Raw genomic sequence first — 20,043 nt, 5'->3', positions numbered from 1 at the left:
AAAACACTTAGGTAGGTCATCGGTCTTTTAGACTGTTTTGGCCATTAGTGCATCTAAACCGCGAGCTAAATCGCGCTGAATGTCCGCTTGGCTCTCAAGCCCAACCGCAACGCGAATGAGTCCCGGCGTAATTCCCGCTGAGGCTTTTTGAGCATCAGAAAGACGCCCATGTGTGGTCGTAGCTGGATGCGTAATAGTGGTTTTAACATCCCCTAAATTACCCGTAATAGAAAGCATTCGAGTCGCATCAATAACCTGCCAAGCGCCCTCTTGACCACCCTGCACTTCAAAACCTAGCACTGCGCCAAAGCCTTTTTGCTGCTGCTTGGCCAACGCATGCTGTGGATGTTCTTCCAAACCGCTGTAATACACCTTAGTCACCGCCGGGTGGGCGTGTAACCAGCGTGCAAGTATCAAGGCGTTTTCACAATGTGCCTTCATACGCAGTGACAAGGTTTCTAAACCTTTGGTAAAAATCCACGCATTGAAAGGACTCAAGCATGGGCCGCACGTACGCACTACGCCAAACACTTCTTCAAGCAACGTATGGCTACCTACCACGGCGCCGCCAATTGCGCGGCCTTGACCATCCAAGTACTTGGTTGCTGAGTGAATGACTAAATCCGCGCCAAGCGCCAGCGGCTGCTGAAGTGCCGGAGTAAGAAAGCAGTTATCAATCGCTAACAGCGCATCATGCTGCTTAGCTAACGCGGCTAGGGCCGAGATATCGGCGATCTCAGAAAGCGGATTAGACGGCGTTTCAGCAAACAATAACCGCGTCTTTGGCGTAATTGCAGCTTCCCAGGCAGAGAGATTGGAAAGCTCTACATAGCGTGTCTTGATACCTAGTTTTCCTAGGTATTTATCGAACAGACTCACCGTGGAACCAAACAGCGACCGAGAAGCAACAATTTCATCACCGGCAGAGAGTAGCGCCAGCGCGGTAGATAGAATCGCTGACATACCGGAGCTTGTCGCCACACAGCGCTCGCCACCTTCAAGTGCCGCTAGACGCCGTTCAAACGTATGCACCGTGGGGTTGGTGAAGCGCGAATAAACGTTACCAGGCTCTTGTCCACCGAATTTACGCGCGGCTTCCGCAGCACTTTCGTAGACAAAGCTGGACGTTGGAAAAATAGGCTCAGAGTGCTCCTGCTCAAAGGTGCGCTGATGACCTGCCCGGATCGCCAGCGTCTCCAATGACCACTCGTCCTGGTGATTATCGTCATGCATAGGGCTTACCTCTTAATCGTCCAGGTCATTAATCGTCCAGGTCATCGTCCTGATTGTGCATGCCGACCAGAGCATGATCACCCGCGCTCTGGTCTTTCGCGGAATCGTTGCGACTGGCTTCCAACGCCGCCAAATAGGCGTCGTCAATATCACCGGTTACGTAGTTACCGTCAAACACCGAGCAGTCGAAGGCCTCCATTTCAGGATTCACTTCGCGACAGGCCGCTTTTAGATCGTCTAGATTTTGATAGAAAATGCGATCAGCGCCAATCAGCTCACCGACTTCCTCTTCGGTCCGCCCGTGGGCAATGAGCTCAGAAGCGGCAGGCATATCAATCCCGTAAACATTAGGAAAACGTACCGGCGGTGCCGCCGAGGCAAAATAGACCTTACGTGCTCCCGCGTCGCGGGCCATTTGAATAATTTGCTTACAGGTAGTGCCGCGTACGATCGAATCATCGACAAGCAGTACATTCTTGCCGTTAAACTCAACGTCAATGGCATTGAGCTTTTGGCGAACCGACTTTTTACGCTGAACCTGCCCCGGCATAATGAAAGTGCGCCCAATATAGCGGTTTTTCATAAACCCTTCGCGGTAGGTCACTCCTAGGTGCTGCGCCATTTCAAGCGCGGAGGTTCGCGACGTGTCAGGGATAGGAATCACCACGTCGATATCGTGATCCGGCCACTCATTTAAAATACGGTCACCCAGTTTACGCCCCATCTGCATGCGGGTTCCGTAGACATAGGCACCGTCAAGCAGCGAATCTGGGCGCGCTAAATAGACATGTTCAAAGATACACGAGCGAAGCTGCGGGCGATCGGCACATACCTGAGTATGAATATTGCCTTCGATATCGACAAAAATGGCCTCACCAGGCGATAGATCACGTTCAAGTTCAAAACCACCTACATCTAGCGCTACGGATTCAGAGGCGATCATGACCGCTTGGCCGTTCTCTTCTTCACGGGTGCCAAACACAACCGGACGAATCCCGAAGGGATCGCGGAAAGCCACCATCCCAAAGCCGTTAATAATTGCCACCGCCGCGTAGCCACCTTTGCAACGACGATGAACTCTACGCACGGCATCAAAGATGTCTTCCGCTTCCAGATGCAGGCCCTGCTTACCCAGCTCATGGGCAAACACGTTGAGCAGTACTTCGGAATCAGAACTGGTGTTAATGTGGCGAAGATCCGTGGAAAACAGCTCTTGCTTCAACTGCTCTGAGTTGGTCAAGTTACCGTTATGCGCTAGGGCGATACCGTAGGGTGAGTTAACATAAAACGGCTGAGACTCCGCTTCACTCGAGGAGCCGGCAGTTGGGTAACGTACGTGGCCAATGCCCAGGTTACCTTTTAAACGAGCCATATGGCGGGTATGAAATACATCACGTACCAAACCATTACTCTTGCGCAGCAAGAAGCGTCCTTCGTTCCACGTCATCATGCCGGCAGCGTCTTGGCCACGATGCTGAAGTACGGTCAGGGCATCGTAGATTCCCTGATTTACCGCCTGCTTGCCCAGAAGGCCCACTATACCGCACATTCACGTTACCTCGCTTAATGCCATGGCTTCACCTAAGTCACTTACCTAGGCAAGCCCGTACGTTCGAAGAATCGACTTCAGTAACAGGTCAATCACCTGTCGGAATAACTTAACTACTTAGCGCTCGCGACGAGCTTAGACCTTCAAACGCCTTCGCGGGGGCGTAGGTCGGGTAAAGAAATATCGCGTAACGACGCTGGCGCTTCAGGCAATTCGCGGTCCCACTGATCTAATTGGCTAACCGCCCAGTCGCGCAGCTGGATAAAGGTCGGGCGCAGCTCAGCCTGTTGCCAGGCCTGCAACTCTGCAAGCGGAGTTAGCGTGATCAGTACCGTCGCGACCAGCAGGATAACCGCCCCGCGAGCCACGCCAAAAGCGGCGCCCGCGACGCGGTTTAACAAGCCCATGCCAACCCACTCAACCGCAGCATGCACCAAGCGAATAACAATGCCGCAAAGCAAAATAACCGCGAAGATCACTAACGCAAAGGCCAGAACCAAGCGCGCGTCAAAGCTTTCAATAAATCCGCTCATTAGCTCGGCAACCGGCTCGGCCAGCACTCTTGCCACCATCAGGGCCACAACCCAAGCGGCCAAGCCTAGCGCTTCACGAACAAATCCTCTTACAAAACCGGCCAGCATCGAAAGCGCTAGCACGGCCAGGAAAACGGCATCAATCCATGTTAATGCCATCGTTAATCTCTTACTCGCACAAGCAGCCCTTGGACATTAGCGCGCTCTTTAATCGATGTCATGGCAGCATCACCATCTTCCGATGTCGCATAAGGCCCCACAAACACGGTCGTCATGTTGTTATCCCGCTCACGCTGATAGACGGTAAAACCTTCGCCGGAAAGCTGCTCACCCAAGCGCCGGGCATTTGCCGCTTCTCCAAAGCTGCCAACTTGCACCGCCCACTGCCCTTGAGGGCTAGCGGATGGGCTGGATGAGTTCTGTGAAGCGGTATTGCTAGTACTATTACTACCACTGCCGGAATTACTGCCGCTGTTATTAGTAGCCATTAAATCAGCGATAGGGTCGTTATCGGACGTAGCCGCATCAGAGCCGCTGGCCGCAGGCCGCTGGGCTTGATCGGTCTGTGGCGTGCGAGGACTGACATCAATGGGTATATAGCCGTCACTATTCGCACTGCTAGGCGTTGACGATAATGAAGGCTCGTTAACGGTTGAAGGTCGCTCAGGCGCAGGCACATCGCGACGCTCTACTTCAGTCGGCTTTTCAATCACAAAGCTCGGCTGCGGGCGTTCTTCCCTGGGCGCGGGGTCACTCATTAGCCATGGCACAAAAATCGCCAGCAGCGCGAGTAAAATCACAATTCCGCTGATACGTTCCGTTTTACCGTATTTCATTTTCGTCTCCATCAAGCGACACTGCGCCTGTTGGCAGTGGCCTAGCTAACAAAGCCGCTACAGTAAAGAACGACCCGGTGGCCAAGACACGATCATTGAGCGTTAACACCTTCGCCAACCAATCAGCGCCTGCTTGCGGCGTGTCAGCGCAAAAGTGTACCCGCCCTCCCTGTGCAATTATTCGTTGAGACAACGCTTGAGCTTGGCAGCCACGCTCTCCCGTTAGGGTCACACACACCCAGTCAGTTATACGGGCCGACAATGCCTGTATGACACCGTCGATATCTTTATCATTCAACATGCCAATAAGGCCCCACTGCCGGCCATTGCCCGGCGGAAGCGGCAAGTAGTTAGCGATATATTCCGCAGCGTGAGGGTTATGCCCGACATCCAAGCACCACTGACCCACCCACTGCATGCGCCCTGCTAGAATGACGCTACTCAGCGCCTTTTGCACGCGACCTTGTTCAAGCGTGAGTCCAGTGAGTGCAAGTGCCTGCAGAGCCGTGGCGGCATTATCAATCGGCAGCCCGGGATCAGGCAATCGATCCAGCACGATGCCCGTCTCATCTGCTTGCTGGCCCTGCCAGCGCCACGTTTTAAGCCCATTGGAAAAGGCGTCATGCTGAAAATGTTGGCCTAATCGAAATACGGGAGCTCCCAGCGTGTGCGCGTATTCAGCAACGCTTTCGGGCAATATTAAGCTACCAAGCACTGCAGGATGCCCGGCACGAAAGATACCGGCCTTTTCACGTCCAATCTGAGCTATGTCTGTACCTAGAAAATTAGCATGATCCTGGGCGATTGTGGTCACAACTGCCACATCCGCATCAATAATATTGATCGCATCAAGCCGGCCACCCAGCCCCACTTCCAGCACGGCGAGATCAAGCTCTGCACGGGCCAAACACCACAACCCACATAGCGTGCCCGCTTCAAAATACGTCAGGCTTATTTCAGGCTCTTGTAAGCGCGCACGTTCAACGTGCTCAAAACCCTCTAGCAGCAGCTGATCATCGGCCTCCTGGCCGGCGATTTTGACGCGTTCGTTATAGCGCAGTAAGTGGGGCGAGGTATAAGTACCCACCCGCTGACCGTGAGCACGGGCTACGCTATCGATCATGGCCAGGGTTGACCCCTTGCCATTCGTGCCTGCGACGGTAATAACGCAGGAGGCAATGGGACGAGAAAGCAGCCCCATACGATTAGCTACCTGCGACACCCGCTTCAGGCCCATATCAATGCCGACCGGATGCAGCGTTTCCAGATGCTGAAGCCACTGGTCTAAAGACCACCGTTTTAAAGACAACTGCTCTAAAGACGGTCGCTCTGAAGCCAATGGCGACACAGCGTCAGAATCAGGCATTGCGCGAATGGTCGTCACTCTTAGCCGTATCGAGCTTAGTCAACGTTGCTTCTGCATCGTCCGCCAAAACAGCTTCCTCAACGATTGGCTCAGAAACATCCGCCTCATCGTCTACATCGAAAGTTACTGGCGCTGCATCGTGATGCGTTAGCTTACGCAAAACGCTGCCCACGCGTGCGCGCATCTCATGACGATGGACAATCATATCTACCGTACCGTGGTCGAGTAAAAACTCGCTGCGCTGGAAACCTTCCGGCAGCGTTTCGCGCACCGTCTGTTCGATAACGCGAGGCCCCGCAAAGCCAATAAGGGCATTGGGTTCAGCAATATTCAAATCACCCAGCATCGCGAGAGACGCCGAAACACCACCAAACACGGGATCTGTCAGTACCGAGATATACGGCACGCCCGCCTGTTTAAGCCTTTCAAGCGCCGCCGATGTTTTTGCCATCTGCATCAGTGAAAAGAGCGCTTCCTGCATGCGCGCACCACCGGAGGCCGCAAAACATACCAGCGGAATATTCTCGTTAAGCGCTAACGTAGCAGCACGCACAAACTTCTCGCCGACTACCGCCCCCATCGAGCCACCCATAAAGGTAAACTCGAACGCGACGGCAATCACCGGCAGGCCGTCTAACTCACCGCGCATCGCCACCAGGGCATCTTTCTCACCGGTGTCTTTTTGCGCTGCGGTCAGGCGATCCTTGTACTTTTTAGAGTCGCGAAACTTCAGCCGATCATTTGGCTCAAGATCGGCGGCAACCTCTTCGCGCCCGTCTTTATCCAAGAACCAGTCCAAGCGCTTGCGTGCCGTTAAGCGCAAATGGTGATCGCACTTGGGACAAACGCTATTGTGTTTCTCTAACTCAGGGAGATAGAGAACTGCTTCGCATTTGGGACATTTACGCCAGAGGCCGTCGGGCACGCTAGCGCGACGGTCTTTACGCTGGATACGACCCATTGAGGGAACGATCTTGTCTAACCAGCTCATATCAAAAAGGCTTCCGTTTTACGTCAACGCTTGGCAAAACCAAGCTTGATGAGTGTCATTAATCTATTCAGTATAGGCGATAAAGCATTTTTCTTTAGGCATCCATCGCCGTGCGCATTTCTGCTAATACACTTTTCAACTGGCCCGCGATAGTTTCCGGGGCATCCAGGCTTTCAGCAATACGGTTAACCAAGGCGCTACCAACAATCACACCATCAGCCACTTTAGCCACTTCGGATGCGGTCGCGCCATCACGAATACCAAAGCCAACGCATAGTGGCAAATCGGTCATCCCCCGCAGCGGCGCCAAATGCTCAGCTACATCGTCTGCGTTCAGGGTGGCCGCGCCTGTCACGCCTTTCAGCGAAACATAGTACAAGTAGCCATTACCATGGGCGCATATTGTAGCGGCACGCTCGTTAGAAGTGGTAGGCGCAACGAGAAAAATCGCGGCTAAATCACGAGCCTTTAGCAACGGCCCAATTTCATCCGCTTCTTCAGGCGGCATATCGACAATCAGAACGCCGTCTACGCCAACATCAGCGGCTTGATCGGCAAAACTCTCATAGCCAATGCGCTCGATAGGGTTTAAATAGCCCATCAGCACCACCGGTGTGGTGGTATCCGCTTGGCGAAACTCTTTGACCATCTGCATTAGATCAACCAGCCGCGTACCTTGCTTCAATGCACGTTCACAGGCTTTTTGAATCACAGGGCCGTCGGCCATAGGATCAGAAAATGGTACGCCAAGTTCAATAATATCGGCGCCCGCATCCACCAGTGCATGCATAAAGCCCACGGTATACTGCGGCGCTGGATCCCCGGCGGTAATGTAAGGGATTAGAGCCTTACGGCCCTGCTGTTTAAGTTCACTGAAACGCTGATCAATACGGTTCATGCTTACCCTTAAAAAAGCTGCGCTTAAAATGACTGATTCTTAAAACTCTATGCCATCAATCTTGGCCACCGTCATGATGTCTTTGTCGCCGCGACCGGAAAGATTAACGATAATATGCTGGTCAGGACGCATGGTCGGTGCCAAAACTTTTGCATGGGCCAGTGCATGTGCCGACTCAAGGGCGGGCATAATACCTTCCATATGCGTTAGCTCGCGAAATGCTTCCAGCACCTCTTTATCATTGGCCGCCACGTAGCTAACGCGCCCGACGTCCTTCCATAGCGCGTGTTCAGGGCCTACTCCGGGGTAATCAAGGCCCGCCGAAATAGAGTGGGTGTCGGACACTTGGCCTGCTTCATCGGACATTAAATAAGTACGGTTGCCGTGCAGGACGCCCCGTGGCGCGTTCGTCGTGAGGGGCGCCGCATGGCGACCAGTTTCAACGCCATCCCCACCGGCTTCAACGCCATACATAGCCACCGCGTCGTCTTCCACAAACGGGTAGAAAAGCCCCATAGCGTTAGAACCACCGCCAACACAGGCAATCAAGGCATCAGGTAGGCGGCCAATCTGCTCAAGGGACTGGCGGCGCGCCTCGCGCCCTACTACCGAATTGAAATCACGCACCAGCAGTGGATACGGGTGCGGGCCTGCCACGGTGCCGATGATATAGAAGGTGTTATCGACGTTAGTTACCCAGTCGCGCAGCGCTTCGTTCATAGCATCTTTAAGCGTGCGAGTGCCGGACTCTACAGGAATCACGCGGGCACCCAGCAGGCGCATGCGGTAAACGTTCAACTTCTGGCGCTCTACGTCTTCAGCGCCCATATAAACATCGCACTCAAGCCCTAAGCGAGCAGCCACGGTAGCAGAAGCAACACCATGCTGGCCGGCTCCCGTTTCGGCGATAATACGCGGCTTGCCAGTTTTCTTAGCCAACAGCGCCTGGCCAATCGTATTATTGACCTTGTGAGCACCGGTGTGATTCAGGTCTTCCCGCTTCAACCAAATTTGCGCACCGCCCAGACTCTCCGACCAGCGCTTGGCATGATAAAGCGGTGAAGGACGGCCAACGTAATGAGCAAGGTCATAGTCAAATTCAGCTTGGAAGTCGGGGTCGTCACGTAAGCTTAAGTACGTTTTCTCCAACTCTTCCAACGCGAAGCTGAGGGTTTCAGACACAAACCGACCGCCGTAGGGGCCAAAATGACCACGGGCATCCGGCATTTGGGTTAGCTCGCTGAACTTCGTTTCAAGTACAGCTTTAGAAACACCAGTCGCAGAAACGGTCACAGAGATACCTCACAAGATCGCCAGAACAGGCAAACAATAAATGGATCAACGTAAAACGCAGCTCGATAAACATAGGCTAGCGCGTGTCGGCTAACGCCACGTGGCGAACAAAAGCAGCCATTTTGGCAGCATCCTTACAGCCGTAGGCGGCTTCAATACCCCCTGACACATCAACTGCATAGGGCATAACTTGACGCACAGCCTCGGCAATATTATCTGGCGTCAGCCCACCGGCGAGGATAACAGGTTTTGCAAGATTTGCGGGGATTCTCGACCAATCGAAGGTCTCTCCAGTACCGCCCGGCGTCCCTGGACGATAGGCATCTAAAAGCAGCGCCTGTGCCTGGTGGTAGCGTTCAGCCTGTTGCGCCAAGTCTATTTCATCACGCATACGTAATGCTTTTATCCACGCTACCCCATACTGCTGGCACGCTTCAGGCATTTCGTCACCATGGAACTGAAGCAAATCAAGATGCGGCAAACACTGCTCAATCAACTCAGTAGACTGATCCACAAACAGCCCAACGCGGGTTACAAAAGCAGGAACGCGGGCAGACAGTTCGGCCAGTTGCTCAACACTCACACCGCGCTTACTTTTTGGCCACATGACGAAGCCTACTGCATCTACGCCGACCGCGACGGCGCTATCGATATCATCTGAACGGGTAAAACCGCAAAACTTGATGCGCGTGCGCGTTAATGGATCAGCACTCAAAACGACGTCTCCTGCTCAGAGCCAGCCGCACCGTTTAGCGAGCGGCTGCGGCGATAGGCAACACGTGGCGTATCCGGCAACTCCCGCTCGCCGGTCCACTCGCCGGTAAACGAAAGAAGATGCGGCCCCAACGGTTCTTTAGGCAAGTCAAACCGCTCATCATAAACGGAATCGACAAAATGCAGCCCGCAGGCTGGCGCGGTAACGTCGCCCTGACGGCGATTCTGCAGCGCTAACAGTTCGCCAATATAGGCCTCGCTCTTCGCACCACGCCCAACGCTAACCAGCGCGCCGGCAATGTTACGAATCATATGATGCAAAAATGCGTTGCCTTGAATATCGATCATCACAAGCTGGCCATAGCGTTTTACATCAACAAAATGCATATGCCGCCAGGGCGTTTTAGACTGGCAGCCAGCGGCACGAAAGCTGGAAAAATCATGTTCGCCCACCAGCGACTGGGCGGCACGATGCATGGCGTCTGCATCTAGCGCGTCACGGCACCAGGTCACATTCGCCCGCTCTAGCACCGGACGGCTGACTTGATTTAGCAACACGTAGCGGTAACGACGGCCAAGCGCGCATAGCCGCGAGTGAAAGTCATCCCCCACAGGTTTTACCCAGCGCACGGCAATATCTCGAGGCAAATGGGTATTGACACCAAATATCCAGGCTTTTTCTGAACGCCCGACCGGCGGGTCAAAATGCACGACTTGACGCGTGGCATGCACCCCGGAGTCGGTGCGCCCGCTGGCGTGAATCTGGATCGGCTCATTGGCCACCTTGCTCAGCGCGACTTCTAACGACGCCTGAACGGAAGCTGCATGCTTTAGGCGCTGAAAACCGCAGTAATGGGTACCGTCGTATTCAATACCCATTGCCAAACGGCCAGTAAGCGGAATTTTCTCATCGAAGTGATAGGACAGCGTCATCAAGCCACGTCATTTTAAAGATTTTGAAGGTTCGCTATTATCCCGGCCTCGCGGCTTGAATGCCACCTCTTCAATTGTTCACTCTTCCTCAGCCTGCCTGCGCAGCTTTTTAGCAGGGACTATTGTTGCCGTTCTGACGCTCGGGGGGGAATTCAACCTCAGCGTGCTGGGACTCTCTCCGGGAACTGGCGGTCTTCCGGCATCGGCGGGAAGTATTGATAGACCCAGGTCTCACTGATGGTTACGCCCTCGGCGCTTAGCGTCAGGCGCATGTCGAGTGGGTCTAAAGCGTCGCTGGTAGGATACCAATCGAACTGAATACGGAAGCCCTCGAAGTCATCTACCCAAAAAATCTGAATATTCTTGACCTCGCCTTCGGGCACGTCGAGGTGGGTCTGAAGCCCGATCTCATTGTCGTGGAAGTGCTTAACATCACCACCGACAAAATCGATAGCGATGCGCTGAGCCCAGACGTCCGGAAAGTGCTCACCCGGCGCCCAGCCCTCGGGGAAACCACCGATACCGGTAAACGTCTTGCGGACTCGCGCTAGGTCGCTCTGCACTGGCGGAAGAGCACTCCAGTGAAGCTTGTAGGCGTAGTGCAGTGCCTGCCCCGCCTCTACCGCCGCTTCCGGCTTCCAGAAGGCCACGATGTTGTCCATGGTCTCACCAGAGGTGGGAATCTCAAGCAACTGAATTTCACCTCGCCCCCAGTCGCCCAGAGGCTCAACCCAGAGACTAGGACGGTTGTGATAGTTGCCCACGATATCTTCGTAGCTGTCGAACTCGTGGTCAGTTTGCAGCAAGCCAAAGCCCTTGGGGCTGTTGTCGCTGAACGAGTTGAACTGCAAACGTGGCGGGTTATTAAGGGGCCGGCAGATCCACTCGCCGTTGCCGCGCCAGATCGAGAGACGATCGGAGTCGTGGATCTGTGGGTGGAAGGTCAGGCACATGTCGCGCTGCTGGGTACCGCAGCTGAACATGCTGGTCATCGGCGACAGCCCGAGCTGGGCAATCGATTCTCGCGGAAAGAGATGCTTGTCGATCTCCATCACCACTCGGTTATCTTCACAATGGATGACGAAGCGGTAGGCGCCAGCTAGGCTCGGAGAGTCAAGCAGCGCATGAGCCACGAAGGTCGTGGCGCCGGCTTCCGGTGTTTCGAACCAGAAGCGAGTAAACGCCGGAAACTGCTCATTGGCTTCATCGGTGTAGGTATTGACGGCAATACCGCGGGCGGAGATGCCGTACTGGTAGGTGTCATCGACCGCGCGGAAGTAACTGGCGCCGAGAAAAGACACGATATCGCGCTCGGTCAGTGAAGGCTCCTTAAACACCCGAAAACCGGCAAAGCCAAGTTCGCCCTGCCCTTCGAGCTGCGAGACATCGACGTGAGCGCCCGAATAGTTGAACAGATCGGGACGAAAGTGAATCTCTCTCGCCTGGCTGGTCTCAGGGTCCACCGAATACATCCGCACCGGCTGGTCGAATGCCATCCCCACGTGGAAGAACTGTACGTCAAGCGGGCCATTCAACTGATCCCAGAGAGAGTGGTTGGGATCGTAGCCGATTTCGTTGTAGCGCTGTGGCGTGAGATTGCTCAGCGTCGGCGGCAACTGCTGGACAGTGCTCTGATAGGGTTTGACGGCGAGGTCGCGGGCATAATCCTGAAGCCAGTCGAAACTGAAGGCTTGAGAATCGCCATCCGCGATACGACTAGAGGCACTGGCCGCGGCGAACAGAGGTGCCGAAGGCAAGCCATACCAGGCCGCTAGCGCCAACGCGCTCTTGAGCACACTTCTACGATCCATGAACACCTATCCTTTGTATGTAGACAGTCAATTCGCAGCATTTACGATCCGAGACCTCTTAGCTGCAAGCGAGATGCGAATTTCAGACGCCGTATTTCGACGGCAGTTCCCTACATCAAGCCTTGAGCGCCCTCGTCACCGGTTATCAACCGGCTTGAATGCCACCTCCTCAATTTCCCACGACGCCTCGATTGAGCCAGGGGCGCGATTAGCGCCAGTTGCACGATGCGTAGCAAGCTGTTCGTTAGGCGGATGATAATCAACCAGCCAGTGGTCGGGGTTTTCATCCCTTTCACCCTCTCCCAGTGGGCGTTTATTGTGATCATCATCGACCTTCTTATCCGGCCCGGGCGTTAACGTGGGTGAAGCAGAGGGCTTTATCACGGCCTTCGCCATCGCTGCGTCGTCCCAGGTCTCATCTTGATGCTTACGCCGCCAGATCAATAACACAACCAGTAGAACGATGGCCGTTAGCCCAAGCGGCCACTGGTAATCCGCGATGAAAGTGTTCGCACTCTGCCCCTCGCTCGTACTGGCAGCGGGTCGCGCAGGAGATTGCTCCGCAGCAACCGCTTGGCTAGAGAGCGCATCGCTGAGCGCCTCCGCCAGTGAGGCAATATCGCTGCGCAGCTCACTTAACTCGGTACGCATTAGTTCGCGCTCGTCACGCACCTGTTGAAGCGCCGCCTGGTTTGAGCGCAGCTGCTCGGCCAGCCCGCCGGGAAGTAAAGCCTCAGGCGGCTCAATGTCCTCTTCAATCGCCGCGGGCCGGCCTACTGTCAAAGCATCAGCGTTAGCAGCACCGCTGGAAAGATCAGTCTCGCTTGTCTGCAGAGCTTGGGTAGAGTCTGCTGGGGCATTCGGCATGTCCACACTTGAGCGTGCCATTACGCGCTCTTCATTCGGCACGCGCAGCGTTTGGCCTGCTCGGATCTCGTTAGCATTACCTGACGGAAAAATATTAGGATTAGCGTCAACAAGCGCTGCCATCATCTGCTGAACGCTAGCCTTTGCAGGCTTAGTTCGCTCGGCAACGCTCCATAGCGTGTCGCCACGATTGATATAAGCGCGCTGTTGGTCATCGTTAGGAAAATTATTTAAGGCCACGCGCTGGGCGTAATCATGCGGATCAAAGAGTAGCGTGACATCGCGGGTCTGCGACCCGCCTGGGTACTCCAGAGTCAGCAGCAGCTCAAGCCAAGGCTCCTGCATGGTCTGCTGTGAACTTAAATATACCTGGCGGCGGCCCTGTCGTTCCTTAACCTGGGCAGTCACGCTAGCGGCTGACGGCGTCCACTCAAGCCCTGCAGCAGCGAAATCGGTCTGATTGGCAACCCTAACGCTAATATCTTCCAACGGGTAATCACTGTTTCCAAGCAGCGATAGAGAAGCCTTCAACGGCTCATTTAAATAAGAACTGACGTTCGCGTACCCCAGCTCAACGGCAATGGCGAGAGGACTCACCAAGCTCAGTGAGACACACACAGCCCATGCGCGTATTGGTTTCATAAAGCTCCCTAGCGTATTACTTTATTTCTCCCACCGGCTAAACTTGGCGGCGTTACTTCCCTCCCCATAACTTAACTAAATATTGGCTTATTTCCCATTCGTGAGCGTTGTTGCCACGAAAAAAAACGGGAAGCTGCGAACAGCTTCCCGTTTAGACTGATGTACAACCGCCGTCAATTACTGCTCGCGTAAAATCTTAAGCATGCGCTTAAGCGGCTCTGCGGCGCCCCAAAGCAGTTGATCGCCAACGCTGAACGCAGACAGATACTCACCGCCCATTTGTAGCTTACGAAGGCGCCCTACCGGCACTTGCAGCGTGCCGGTAGCGGCAGCAGGCGTTAGCCCAGCGATGGTGGCGTCTTTATCATTAGGAATCAATTTGACCCATTCATTGTGCTTAGCAATGCGGTCTTCAATCTCATCTAGCGGCACATCATGCTTAAGCTTGATCGTGAACGCCTGACTATGGGAGCGCATCGCGCCAATACGCACACACAGGCCGTCAATGGGAATCGGGTTGTTGTCGAGGCCCAAAATCTTGTTGGTCTCAACGCTGCCCTTCCACTCCTCACGACTCTGTCCGTTATCTAACTTAGTGTCGATCCACGGCAACAGGCTGCCCGCTAGCGGTGCGCCAAAGTTATCGGTCGGAAAATCGCCGCTGCGCATAGCAGCCGTTACTTTACGGTCGATATCTAGAATCGCACTTGAGGTATTCTTCAGCTCATCGCCAACGCTTGAATGAAGCTGTCCCATTTGATTGAGCAACTCGCGCATGTGCTTAGCACCGGAGCCTGAAGCGGCCTGGTACGTCATGGACGTCATCCACTCGACCATATCGGCTTCAAACAAACCACCCAATCCCATAAGCATGAGGCTGACGGTGCAGTTACCGCCAACAAAGGTTTTAGCACCTTTGGCGAGCTGGTCATCGATCACCTTGCGGTTAACCGGATCCAGTACGATTGTTGCTTCGTCTTCCATGCGTAGCGTGCTAGCGGCATCAATCCAGTAGCCTTTCCAGCCAGCGCTACGTAGATCTTTATAGACAGGCTTGGTGTAATCACCGCCCTGGCACGTCACAATGACATCCAGCGCTTTAAGCGCCTCGATATCAAAGGCATCTTTCAGCGAAGGTACCTCTACACCGATGTCGGGGCCGGGCTGGCCAACCTGGGAAGTGGTAAAGAAAACCGGCTCTATGCCGTTAAAATCACCATCTTCTTGCATGCGTTGCATCAGCACCGAGCCAACCATGCCGCGCCATCCCACGAAACCGACTTTCAACATATGAAGTCCTCCTGCAAAGAATGAGTCCTTGTATTATACACAAATCGTTAGGGTAATTTTGGAACCAGCAGGGAGGTTAAGGGGTGTCCCTGCGACAAGCCTTCGAGGGGGCGCTGTAAACCCGTCCCTGGGCGCTACATTGGCCATCCATGGCAAATGACCCCCTCTACGGCTTGTCCCAGGCGCCCTTAAGGCAGTCGCTACTTTACTGCTTGGCAAACGCGGCGAGTACCGCATCACCCATTGCCTCGGTGCCAATGGTTTGCATGCCGTCAGAAGCAATATCCGCAGTGCGCCAGCCATCATCCAGCACGCTGCCTACGGCGGCTTCTATGCGCTCTGCCATCGCGGTCTCATCGAGCGAATAGCGCAGCATCATGGCAACCGACAGCATCATCGCCAGCGGGTTAGCAATATTCTGCCCAGCGATATCTGGCGCGCTGCCGTGGCAAGGCTCAAACATGCCCTGCCCGCTCTCATTTAACGACGCCGAAGGGAGCATGCCGATAGAGCCGGTCAGCATCGCGGCGGCGTCAGAAAGAATATCGCCAAACATATTGCCGGTAACAACAACGTCAAACTGCTTGGGCGCGCGGACCAGCTGCATGGCTGCGTTGTCGACGTACATGTGCGAAAGCTCAACGTCCGGATATTCCGGTGCCAGGCGCTCCATCACTTCGCGCCATAAAATCGTCACTTCCAGCACATTGGCTTTATCGACCGAGCACAGCTTCTTGCCACGCTTTTGGGCCATTTTAAATGCCACGCGACCGATACGCTCAATCTCGCTTTCAGAATAAATATAGGTATTAAAGCCCACGCGTTCGCCGTTGCGCACTTCAATGCCACGAGGCTGGCCAAAGTAAATACCGCCGGTGAGCTCGCGCACAATCATAATATCAAGCCCAGCTACCAGCTCAGGCTTCAGGCTAGAGGCGCTGGCTAGCTGCGGATAAAGCATGGCTGGGCGCAGGTTGCCGAACAAACCAAGGTTTTTACGCAGCCCCAGTAAGCCTTTTTCAGGACGCTTAGAGAGATCTTCAATTTTATCCCACTTAGGGCCGCCCACTGCGGCTAGCAGGATAGCGCTGGCCGCTTTGGCTTTAGCCAGCGTTTCCGCGGGCAGCGGGTCGCCGTGAACGTCGTAGGCAGAACCGCCCACTAAACCCTCTTCTACTTCAATATCCAAACCTGCTTCTTGGCACGCTTTTAATAGGCGCGCCGCCTGGGCAGCAATCTCGGGACCAATACCATCTCCCGGTAACAACAAGACCTTATGTGTCATGCAGATTCCTTAACAATAAAATCGATAAACGTCAGGCTTAGGCGGTATCACGGAATAACCAGGGCCGCGCAGCCCTATGTTTTTGCTCAAAGGCGCGAATAGCATCTTCGTCTTTTAGCGTCAGGCCAATATCGTCCAATCCTTCCAACAGGCAGTGTTTGCGGAAATCATCCACTTCAAACGCTAGAACCTCGCCGCTGGGCGTAACGACACGCTGGTTTTCTAAATCTACATCCAACTGATAGCCTTCATTGGCGTCCAGCTCGGCAAACAGACGGTCTACCACATCTTCTTGGAAGGTGATCAGCAAAATGCCATTCTTGAACGAGTTGTTATAAAAGATATCGGCAAAGCTGGGCGCAATCACCACTTTAAAACCAAAATCTTCCAGCGCCCAAGGCGCATGCTCGCGAGAACTGCCGCAGCCGAAATTGCGCCGTGCCAGCAGCACTTCAGCGCCTTTAAAGCGTGGTTGATTCAGCACAAAATCAGGGTTCAGCGGGCGCTGCGAACAGTCCTGCCCTGGCTGCCCCTCATCTAGATAACGCAATTCATCAAACAGGTTAACGCCAAAGCCGGTGCGTTTAATCGATTTCAAAAATTGCTTTGGAATAATCAAATCGGTGTCGACGTTAGCGCGATCAAGCGGCGCGACCACACCTTCAAAACGGGTAAACTTTTTCATGGCTTAGGCCTCCTGAGCGTGAGTGGCGTCATTGGCTGGCAAGGTGCGCACGTCAACAAAATGACCCGCTATGGCCGCTGCAGCGGCCATAGCGGGGCTGACCAAGTGAGTGCGGCCACCGTAGCCCTGGCGGCCTTCAAAGTTGCGGTTAGACGTTGATGCACAGTGTTCCCCAGCACCCAACTTATCCGCATTCATGGCCAAACACATAGAGCAACCCGGTTCGCGCCACTCAAAACCGGCTTCAATAAAGATTTTATCCAAGCCTTCGGCTTCTGCCTGACGCTTTACCAAACCAGAGCCCGGCACGACCATAGCAAGCTTAATCGAGCTAGCCACTTTCTTGCCCTGGGCAACCTTGGCGGCCTCACGCAGATCTTCAATACGCGAGTTAGTGCAGGAACCAATAAAGATTTTATCCAGCTTGATATCGGTGATTTTCTGGTTGGCGTGCAGCCCCATGTACTCCAGCGCGCGAGTGTGGCTACGTTGAACGGTTTCATCTTGCGCGGCGAACGGGTCAGGCACCTGGCCAGAAATACCGGTGACCATCTCAGGGCTGGTGCCCCAGCTCACCTGGGGTTCAATCTCTTCAGCTTTCAGAGTAACGACTTTATCAAATGCGGCATCTTTATCGGACACCAACTGGCGCCAGTCAGACACGGCCGCTTCCCACTGCTCCGCGGTAGGGGCAAAGGGGCGCTGGCCAAGGTAATCAATCGTGGTATCGTCTACGGCAATCAAACCCACCCGGGCACCCGCTTCAATGGCCATATTACAAACGGTCATGCGGCCTTCCATAGAGAGCGAGGCAATGGCGCTGCCCGCAAACTCAATCGCATAGCCAGTACCGCCAGCGGTGCCGATTTGGCCGATAATCGCTAGCACAACGTCTTTAGCAGTAACGCCTAGACCTAGCTCGCCTTCGACGCGCACCTGCATATTCTTCATTTTTTGCGCCAGCAAGCACTGAGTTGCCATCACGTGCTCAACTTCCGACGTGCCGATACCGTGAGCCAATGCGCCAAAGGCACCATGAGTGGCCGTATGAGAGTCGCCGCACACCACGGTCATGCCCGGCAGTGTTGCACCCTGCTCAGGGCCCACTACGTGAACAATGCCTTGGCGTGGATCGTTAATTTTGAACTCTTCAATGCCATACTCAAGGCAGTTGTCGTCCAGGGTTTGCACCTGAATAAGCGACACAGGGTCTTTAATCCCACTATTACCCTCGGCACGTTCTTTCACCGTGGTTGGCACGTTGTGATCGGGCGTGGCTAGGTTGGCATCTAAACGCCATGGCTTGCGATTAGCTAAGCGCAGGCCTTCAAACGCTTGAGGCGAAGTCACTTCGTGAAGCAGCTGGCGATCGATATAAATCAACGCGGTGCCGTCATCGCGTTGTTTGACCAAGTGCTGGTTCCAGAGTTTGTCGTAAAGCGTTTGACCTGACATGTGGTTCTCCCGGGCTGCGCCCTTTTCTTGCTAGTTGGTCGTGCTAATGGGTCTTGCTGGCATCTCTGTGCCAGTGATGGTTAGAGTGTTACGCGGGCTGCGCATAAAAGCAATTCATGTTATTCATAGTTTAGATTCCAATCAGGAATACCAAAATGGATACTCAAAGCCTACAGGCTTTTCTGGCCGTGGCCGATACGCAAAGTTTCTCGCGCGCGGCCGAACAGCTCCACTTAACCCAGCCGGCGGTGAGCAAGCGCATTGCGACGCTGGAATCCCAGGTGGGCACGCGTTTATTCGATCGCATAGGGCGGCGCATTGCATTGACCGAGGCCGGAAGCGTGCTGCTACCCCAAGCCCGAAGCATTCTATTTACCGTAGAAGATAGTCGCCGTGCGCTAGCCAATCTTTCAGGCCAGGTAGGTGGGCGTTTAACGCTTGCGACCAGCCATCACATCGGTTTGCACCGTTTACCGCCGCTACTCAAGCAGTACACTCAGCGCCATCCAGAGGTAGAGCTAGACCTGCACTTTCTTGACTCTGAACAGGCGTATCAAGGTGTTTTAGACGGCACCCTGGAAATGGCAGTGGTGACGCTGGCACCTCACCCCTATGCACAGCTACACGTTGTCGAGTTATGGCGTGACCGGCTGTGTTTTGTGTGCGCGACGGACCACCCTCTTGCCAATCAGCCCCAGTCTCATCATAAATCGGCAGGTCATAAAGGCCTTTCACTCGCGGCGCTGTGTGACTATAGCTGCGTGATGCCCGGGGCCAAGACATTTACCGGCTCGCTCATTGCTCAGCGGTTCCATGAAGCCGGCCTACAGCTACCGGTCAGTATGGCAACCAACTATTTAGAAACGCTTAAGATGATGTGCAGCGTTGGCTTAGGCTGGAGCCTGCTACCAGAGAAGATGATCGACAGTGAGCTCGTAGAACTCAATGTCGACACGGCGCCCATCTATCGCTCATTAGGCTATTTAGTACATACCAACCGCACGCCTTCTAACGCCGCTCGTCGCATGGTTGAACAGCTAGAAAAGGCATCAAGCCATGCAGCAATGCTATAGCGGCTTAGCAATACGGTCACGCTGAAACATCTGCGTATTTCTTAATTAAAAGCAATGGGCTAAAAAGTAACGGGCACTTACTCAGTGCGAGCTGAATGTCTACGAATAGCGGCTTTGTAAGAAAGAAGATTACCACTGGACTACCTTCCGCCGGTTGAGTACCTTTTAAGAGCGACGTATTAGTGGCAATACCGCCAAGGCAGCGGCACTCATTTAGATAAAAATGTGAGATGAAACGACATGAAGCGTACTCTTCTTAGTATCACCACTGCATGGGTGCTTTTTCCATTGGGCACCGCTTTTGCTCAATATGCCCCTGTCGATCCTATGCCGCTGGGGCAGTCCTCTACAAGCGTAATGGCCAATAAGCTTTCAGGAGATATTGCCAGCGGAACCACGGGATCTAATTCCGTGTCAAGCCGCTGCTTCGCGAACTCCGGCCCAGGCCCCGAGCGCCGCGCCATGGAAGCAGAATATGAGCAACGGCTAGCAACAGAGGGTAAAGCCCAAGCGGACGCTTGGTTGGATCAACATGGCCGAGAGTATCGCGCAGGGCTGGTGGCGGAAGGAAAGTGTTAATAGCGATGCG

18 protein-coding genes are annotated in these 20,043 nt (G+C 54.2%); 2 read left to right on the top strand and 16 right to left on the bottom strand.

Features of this window, described 5'->3' with window-relative positions:
• Positions 1–27: 27 nt before the first annotated feature.
• The 16 genes from CIK78_RS10220 to leuC all read right to left on the bottom strand — a co-directional run bounded on the left by CIK78_RS10220 (position 28) and on the right by leuC (position 18,381).
• Positions 28–1,233: an O-succinylhomoserine sulfhydrylase gene (locus CIK78_RS10220; protein WP_096279687.1), complete on the bottom strand. Its 1,206-nt coding sequence runs from the start codon at positions 1,231–1,233 to the stop codon at positions 28–30.
• A 28-nt stretch (positions 1,234–1,261) separates the two neighbouring features.
• Positions 1,262–2,782, bottom strand: coding sequence for an amidophosphoribosyltransferase (gene purF / locus CIK78_RS10215; RefSeq protein ID WP_096279685.1), 1,521 nt, complete (start codon positions 2,780–2,782; stop codon positions 1,262–1,264).
• A gap of 143 nt (positions 2,783–2,925) precedes the next feature.
• Positions 2,926–3,474 carry a CvpA family protein gene (locus CIK78_RS10210; RefSeq protein ID WP_096279683.1) on the bottom strand — a complete coding sequence of 183 codons (549 nt, stop codon included), beginning with the start codon at positions 3,472–3,474 and terminating at the stop codon, positions 2,926–2,928.
• A 2-nt stretch (positions 3,475–3,476) separates the two neighbouring features.
• Positions 3,477–4,151 (bottom strand): SPOR domain-containing protein, encoded by a 675-nt coding sequence (locus CIK78_RS10205; RefSeq protein WP_096279681.1) that lies wholly within the window; start codon positions 4,149–4,151, stop codon positions 3,477–3,479.
• A complete protein-coding gene (folC, locus tag CIK78_RS10200; RefSeq protein WP_096279679.1) occupies positions 4,138–5,517 on the bottom strand; it encodes a bifunctional tetrahydrofolate synthase/dihydrofolate synthase in 1,380 nt (459 codons plus the stop codon). Before folC ends, CIK78_RS10205 begins: the two co-directional genes overlap by 14 nt.
• Positions 5,510–6,508 (bottom strand): acetyl-CoA carboxylase, carboxyltransferase subunit beta, encoded by a 999-nt coding sequence (accD, locus tag CIK78_RS10195; protein ID WP_096279677.1) that lies wholly within the window; start codon positions 6,506–6,508, stop codon positions 5,510–5,512. Before accD ends, folC begins: the two co-directional genes overlap by 8 nt.
• 94 nt (positions 6,509–6,602) lie before the next feature.
• Complete coding sequence (gene trpA, locus CIK78_RS10190; RefSeq protein WP_096279675.1) at positions 6,603–7,406, bottom strand: tryptophan synthase subunit alpha; 804 nt, start codon at positions 7,404–7,406, stop codon at positions 6,603–6,605.
• A gap of 39 nt (positions 7,407–7,445) precedes the next feature.
• The gene (trpB, locus tag CIK78_RS10185) at positions 7,446–8,633 is read right to left on the bottom strand and encodes a tryptophan synthase subunit beta (RefSeq protein WP_096282347.1); all 1,188 of its coding nucleotides are present in this window, start codon (positions 8,631–8,633) and stop codon (positions 7,446–7,448) included.
• 142 nt (positions 8,634–8,775) lie between these two features.
• Complete coding sequence (locus tag CIK78_RS10180) at positions 8,776–9,414, bottom strand: phosphoribosylanthranilate isomerase (RefSeq protein ID WP_096279673.1); 639 nt, start codon at positions 9,412–9,414, stop codon at positions 8,776–8,778.
• Positions 9,411–10,346, bottom strand: a complete 936-nt coding sequence (gene truA, locus CIK78_RS10175; protein ID WP_096279671.1) for a tRNA pseudouridine(38-40) synthase TruA — start codon at positions 10,344–10,346, stop codon at positions 9,411–9,413. The genes CIK78_RS10180 and truA overlap by 4 nt, the downstream gene beginning before the upstream one ends.
• Before the next feature lie 158 nt (positions 10,347–10,504).
• Positions 10,505–12,157: a glucan biosynthesis protein D gene (locus tag CIK78_RS10170; protein ID WP_096279669.1), complete on the bottom strand. Its 1,653-nt coding sequence runs from the start codon at positions 12,155–12,157 to the stop codon at positions 10,505–10,507.
• Positions 12,158–12,292: 135 nt separating this feature from the next.
• Complete coding sequence (locus tag CIK78_RS10165) at positions 12,293–13,666, bottom strand: FimV/HubP family polar landmark protein (RefSeq protein WP_096279667.1); 1,374 nt, start codon at positions 13,664–13,666, stop codon at positions 12,293–12,295.
• Between the two features lie 177 nt (positions 13,667–13,843).
• Positions 13,844–14,956 carry an aspartate-semialdehyde dehydrogenase gene (gene asd, locus CIK78_RS10160; RefSeq protein WP_096279665.1) on the bottom strand — a complete coding sequence of 371 codons (1,113 nt, stop codon included), beginning with the start codon at positions 14,954–14,956 and terminating at the stop codon, positions 13,844–13,846.
• 205 nt (positions 14,957–15,161) lie between these two features.
• A complete protein-coding gene (gene leuB / locus CIK78_RS10155; protein ID WP_096279662.1) occupies positions 15,162–16,241 on the bottom strand; it encodes a 3-isopropylmalate dehydrogenase in 1,080 nt (359 codons plus the stop codon).
• A gap of 37 nt (positions 16,242–16,278) precedes the next feature.
• Positions 16,279–16,926, bottom strand: coding sequence for a 3-isopropylmalate dehydratase small subunit (gene leuD, locus CIK78_RS10150; protein WP_096279660.1), 648 nt, complete (start codon positions 16,924–16,926; stop codon positions 16,279–16,281).
• Positions 16,927–16,929: 3 nt separating this feature from the next.
• Positions 16,930–18,381, bottom strand: coding sequence for a 3-isopropylmalate dehydratase large subunit (gene leuC / locus CIK78_RS10145; RefSeq protein WP_096279658.1), 1,452 nt, complete (start codon positions 18,379–18,381; stop codon positions 16,930–16,932).
• A 155-nt stretch (positions 18,382–18,536) separates the two neighbouring features.
• Here leuC and CIK78_RS10140 point away from each other — a divergent pair, with 155 nt between their 5' ends.
• A complete protein-coding gene (locus CIK78_RS10140; protein WP_096279656.1) occupies positions 18,537–19,454 on the top strand; it encodes a LysR family transcriptional regulator in 918 nt (305 codons plus the stop codon).
• 240 nt (positions 19,455–19,694) lie between these two features.
• Positions 19,695–20,033 (top strand): hypothetical protein, encoded by a 339-nt coding sequence (locus CIK78_RS10135; RefSeq protein WP_096279654.1) that lies wholly within the window; start codon positions 19,695–19,697, stop codon positions 20,031–20,033.
• Positions 20,034–20,043: the final 10 nt, after the last annotated feature.

The sequence above is a fragment of the Halomonas sp. JB37 genome (assembly GCF_002332255.1).
Lineage (GTDB): Bacteria > Pseudomonadota > Gammaproteobacteria > Pseudomonadales > Halomonadaceae > Vreelandella > Vreelandella casei.
Note: the sequence above shows the minus strand (reverse complement) of the source record. Positions and strands in the feature narration are given on the sequence as shown.